This window comes from Cyanobacteriota bacterium (genome assembly GCA_025054735.1).
Lineage (GTDB): Bacteria > Cyanobacteriota > Cyanobacteriia > SKYG9 > SKYG9 > SKYG9.
The window spans coordinates 1-5,165 of record JANWZG010000297.1 but is presented as its reverse complement, the minus strand read 5'-3'; the positions used below and the strand labels follow the sequence as shown (position 1 = coordinate 5,165).

Genomic DNA, 5,165 nt, shown 5'->3' with positions numbered 1-5,165 from the left:
CACCTCTGATGGCGGGTGTATCGCCAGCAGTAATTGCCCATGCTGTGGTAAGAGCACTGCATATGCCCTTGCACCTGTTCAACGCTGGCCTATGCTCCCCTCCACCCGTCCCCTGTGTGGACTTGGGTGGTGCACCCGCTGCCTGTTTAACCACTGGTCAGGCTCTGTCGCTGCACACTGTCAAGCACTTGTTTGCGCAAGGGCTACACTGGGGACACACGTTGGCTCTGGCAGCCTCACCCAGCTACTTGGTGCTGGGGGAATGTGTCGTTGGGGGCACCACAACGGCTCTAGCAGTGCTAATGGGTTTGGGTGTGCCAGCACATGGCAGGGTGAACAGCAGTCACCCCCATTGCAACCATCGTCAGAAACAGGAGGTGGTGCAGCAGGGACTCGCAAAAGCTGGGTTAAGTGTCGGAACTAGGGATCCAATTGCCCTCGTTGCTGCCGTGGGTGACCCCATGCAGCCTGTGGTAGCCGGAATGGCGATCGCCGCTAGCCAACATGGTGGTGTATTGCTTGCGGGTGGCACTCAAATGCTGGCTGTCTACGCCCTAGCGGGGGCGATCGTCCATACACAAGGGCTATGGTGGCAACCTGACCAGATTGTTGTAGGCACAACCCGCTGGGTAGTCGATGATCCCACGGGCGATACCGTTGGCCTAGCGGCTGCCATTAGCCAAGCACTTCCCTTTCTGCCCATGCCTACCCTGTTGGCAACACAACTAAGTTTTGCGACCTCACGCTATCCTCAACTGCGAATCTATGAGCAGGGGTTCGTGAAGGAAGGAGTTGGGGCTGGGGGCTGTGCCATTGCAGCTAGTCTCTATCGGCATTGGCGATCGGCAGATATGGTGCAGGCGATCGAGCAGGTGTTGGCAACCATGAACCTACAACCTGATCCTGCCTCAATGAGGGGATGAGGCATGGCAGACGAGCTGATCGGCAGTGAGCACAGCGGCTAACTCACTGAATGTACCAATCACTACTTGTCCGTTGCTGTTGACAACCATGCCCTGAGCCTCTCGGATGGGATCTCCAGGTTGCCAGCCAGGAGGCCGGGACGATAGCGACTCAGTGACCCTAGACTGTTGACCAGAATGTTGACCAGAGAGGGGCGGGTTTTGGCGGCTCAGTGGAGCTACACCCAACAGGGTAAATGGTTGGCTACTGTTAACGTCATAGGGGGTAGGTGGCAAGCCGCCGGTGCCGGTCACAACAAAGCTACCCTGCTGAGCATTACGCTGAGTCAGGCAACTATTGGCAACCACCTGTTCCGCAGACACAAAGCGATCGCTGAGGCTAATCAGCGCATCCTGCACATTGTTATCCAGGGTTCGCAACTCCACAATTCCATCAATACCCAGTTGAGAACTAGCGGTAATCGTACTATCGGGTGACAAAAATACGCCTCGACTAGTGATGCGAATGTTTCCACCCTTACCCTCAAAGGCATTGGCAGTAATGCTGCTAGCTTCCAGAGCAATCAGAGCATCGGTACTAATCGTGATGTTGCCCCCGTTGCCCGTGCCTGCTGCCTCTGCGGAGATCTGACTAGCACGGCGCAAGCGCACATCCCCTGCCGTGAGGTCAATGTTGCCACCCTCACCAGAAGCCGTTGTTGCCAGCAAGCCGCCCTGGTTATCAAGTTCGGTTAGGCGACTAGTGACCACTAAATTACCCGCTTGTCCTGTGCCTGTACTACGGACAACGACGATCGCCCCATTGGTAACCCGAAACGTCCCAGTATGAATCTGCAAGTCTCCAGCAGCTCCAGCTCCACGGGTATCAGCCCGGATATTACTGATGAGCACATCCTTACTTTCTATACTTTCTAGGCGATTCACTAATGTATCTGGCACAGCACCTGTAGCTACATCTGAAAACCCTGAAACCTCTACCAGTTGGGGAGCATTGATAATTAAACTACCCCCCTGCCCTGTTTTTGTAGTAGCTGTGGAAATGTTAGCGCCACCGAGTACTCGTAGTTGCGGGGTAGTGATGGTGAGATTGCCAGCATTGCCAGACCCTTGGCTTTGGGTAACCACATTGGTCGGTTCTCGTCCATTGGGCGATGTCCCGATGATTTCTACCGACTCGGTAGTGTTAATGCTGAGAGTGCCACCTTGGGCTGGGCTAAAGGTACCTGCACCAATGCCGCCCCCTCCAGTGACTAGTAATCGCCGACCATTGACTTGAATATTGCCAGCTTGGTTGTCGGAATCAAAATAGGCGTTGGCAAAAATCCCAGACTTAAAGATATTGTTAGCGGCAATGCCTAGCAATTGAATATCGTCTGCGTTAACTAGAATAGTGCCACCACGCCCCCCCTTGAAGGTAGAGGCTGCGATCGCCCCCCCATCTTGGGTAATGACCTGCTGGGCTTGAACAACAATGGAGCCGCTATCACCGCCGCCAAAACTATCTCCTAAAAACTGAGACGCAACGAGTTGAACTGTGCCCGACACATCCACAAAGATGTTGCCACCACTGCCAGAGCTAAAGGGCGATGTAGACACAAATGCACCATCTCGCAAGGTAATGTTTGATGCGGTTAACCTTAAGTCTCCAGCATTACCACTGCCAAAGCTGAGGGCATAAATTCCACTGTCAATGTCCTCAGACTTCGTGACAGGGGGCGCTAGATTGATGGTGGCTAAAAACAGGCGATCGAGAATAGCCTCAAATCGACCTCTGCCTGTAATGTCAATCTGGCCAGTTGCTGCAACAGTGACCTTACCCCCTCGACCCGCCCCGGTTGTAGAGGCAGACACTTGGGCACCGCCTGTAATTGTCAGGTCGCGAGTTTGAACTGTTAAATCTCCAGCGGGTGCATCCCCTTGGGTCGCCACAAACAATAGGCTAGGTCTGCCTTGGTTATCTGTGCCACTAAGGGCGATCGTATCAGCGGTAACCACTACGTTACCTCCCTTGCCCACACCCAGGGTAGAGGCCGAGGCTTGTGCTCCATCTCGAATCGATAAGCTGGTCGCGTTAATGGTCAAATTGCCCCCATCTCCTCGCCCGTCAAATGGCAGCCCTGGTAGCCCTGAGGCAGCAAACAAACCACTCTGAGAGAAACCATCCGTAGAAATGCCCACGAGATCAATCGAGGCTGCGGTCACCGTCAGGTTGCCCCCATCACCTTCCCCTAGGGATGAGGCAGACACTTGTGCCCCATCTCGTACCGAAAGATGCCCGGCCCTCAGGGTGATGTCACCCGCCTTACCGGTGCCATAGGACTCAGCGATGAGTAGACTGGGAACGCCAATTGCGTCGGTTCCAGACAGGGTTAAGTTACCTGTTACATTTAACGACAGGTTGCCACCCCTGCCAGAACCATCCGTAGCCACAGAGATAAAAGCCCCGTCCAGAACGGTCAGACGATCAGTTGCTATGCGAATTTCACCCCCCTGATTGGTGCCATTCTGCCCGACCTGCGAGAACAACCCACTGCGCCGCCGCACTCCCCGCCCCACAATATCCACTGATGTCTGAGCGTTAACAACAATACTGCCGCCTCGTCCAGACCCTAGAGTCGTGGTAGAGATCTGCCCACCATTCTGGAGTAACAACCGTTGGCTATTCACCTCAACCCCAGCAGCGTCACCTGTCTCGAAGGTGCGGGCACTAAGGGAACTGGGCACCACATTGTCTGCGGATGCCCCGATGAGGTTGACGGTATCAGCACTGTTGACGGTTAGCTTACCAGCTATGCCCGCCGCAAAGGTAGAGGTGACCATTCTGGCTCCACCTTGGAGGAAAAGATTAGCAGTGGTTAGTGTCAGATCACCGCCTGCACCAGTAGCGTTTACAGGTGAAGTAGTCAACAAACTGCTGCCGCTAAGGCTAGTGTTGCCCGTAGCGTGAACCGTCATAGCACCAGCGTTGCCACTACCCAGGGTCACCGTGCCCAGTAGGGAGCGATCGCTGACAGTCAGCGTCCCTGTGCCCACAGTCAACGTCCCACTCTTACCCGTGCTAAAACTACCCGTACCCACAAAGGATTGAGCAGTAATGTCCAAATGACTGGCTTGAAGATTAATCCCTTGACCAGCTTGATTCCCTAATGTTGTAGCCACTACAGCAGACTGGTTTTGAATCGTCACGTGACCGCCCCAAACTTGGACAGCGCCACCACCTGCACTACTCGTATTCACTAAGCTCTGGGCATCAATGTGAATGCTTCCCGGAGTAGGTAATCCTGCCTGCGTTAGGTCAAGTTGACCCGTAGGAGCAACAGGCACAGTTCCAGCAGCAGCGACACTACCTAAAATGACCTGTCCCCCTGAAGTTCCTAAGGATGCCCCACTGAGGGTCAGCCCACCACCAACAAATGTCAAGGTTTTGCCAGGGGCTACCTGAAGTTGGGGAGTGCGTGCTTGAATTTCAGCGTTGAGAGTGGCCCAGGCTGTGCGAGCTGCGGGAATGCTCGCGATACTTTCAGGGATTAGTTGATCTGGTGAAATGGTGAGAGCGGCACCTGTGCCTTGAATGGAAATTGGTGCCGGATTACTGCCAAAACCTAGGCCGATCGGCACGGTCACTGTGAGTAGAGGTACTGGTTGAGGACTGCTTGCACTAAAGGTAATAGTGCCAACCTGTAGATGACTAGCAGTGCTGACCACCAAGGATCCGTTGAGATCTATCTGAGCAGTCGGCCCAAACAGAACACCGGCTGGGTTAAATAGCCACAGGTTGGCGTTGCCCAGCACACCTAAGGTGCCATCAATTTGAGAAGGACTGCCGCCAGTGATGCGTGTGAAAATAGTGTCAATCCCAGCCGGGTTAGCAAAATATGCGCTTCGATTGGCAGGGATATTGAGATTTAACAGACTGTGGAACAAGTAATTGTTCCGAATCGCACCGCCATCGATGCGATCGCTGTTAGCTCCAATGGGCACCACTACAGAGTTCTCACTGCCCAAGCTAGTGTCAGCGGTAACTTGGGCCATAGCTGGACTAGATAGATGGCCCAACCCAAAACATACCAACACACTAAGCCACGAGGCGCAAATACTGCAACCCCTTAGTAAGCAGCGATGATAATGAGTGACAAAATGCATCATCAACAGAGTGAACACAAGTCGTTTGTCCTGATTATTGTCTGAATTACTATGCCTTTGTGTGAAGAGATCGTGTAAGCTAGGTTAGGCTCGTCAGCG

The 5,165-nt window shown here is 53.8% G+C and carries 2 protein-coding genes; one reads left to right on the top strand and one right to left on the bottom strand.

All coding sequences use genetic code 11. The annotated features are described in order from the left end of the window. A partial coding sequence (locus NZ772_13480) for a TIGR00303 family protein (GenBank protein ID MCS6814560.1) occupies nucleotides 1–923 on the top strand: 923 nt, incomplete at its 5' end. Here the strand turns inward: NZ772_13480 and NZ772_13475 are convergent. After that, nucleotides 909–4,955: a filamentous hemagglutinin N-terminal domain-containing protein gene (locus NZ772_13475; protein MCS6814559.1), complete on the bottom strand. Its 4,047-nt coding sequence runs from the start codon at nucleotides 4,953–4,955 to the stop codon at nucleotides 909–911. The two genes, NZ772_13480 and NZ772_13475, sit on opposite strands and share 15 nt — an antisense overlap. Nucleotides 4,956–5,165 lie beyond the last annotated feature (210 nt).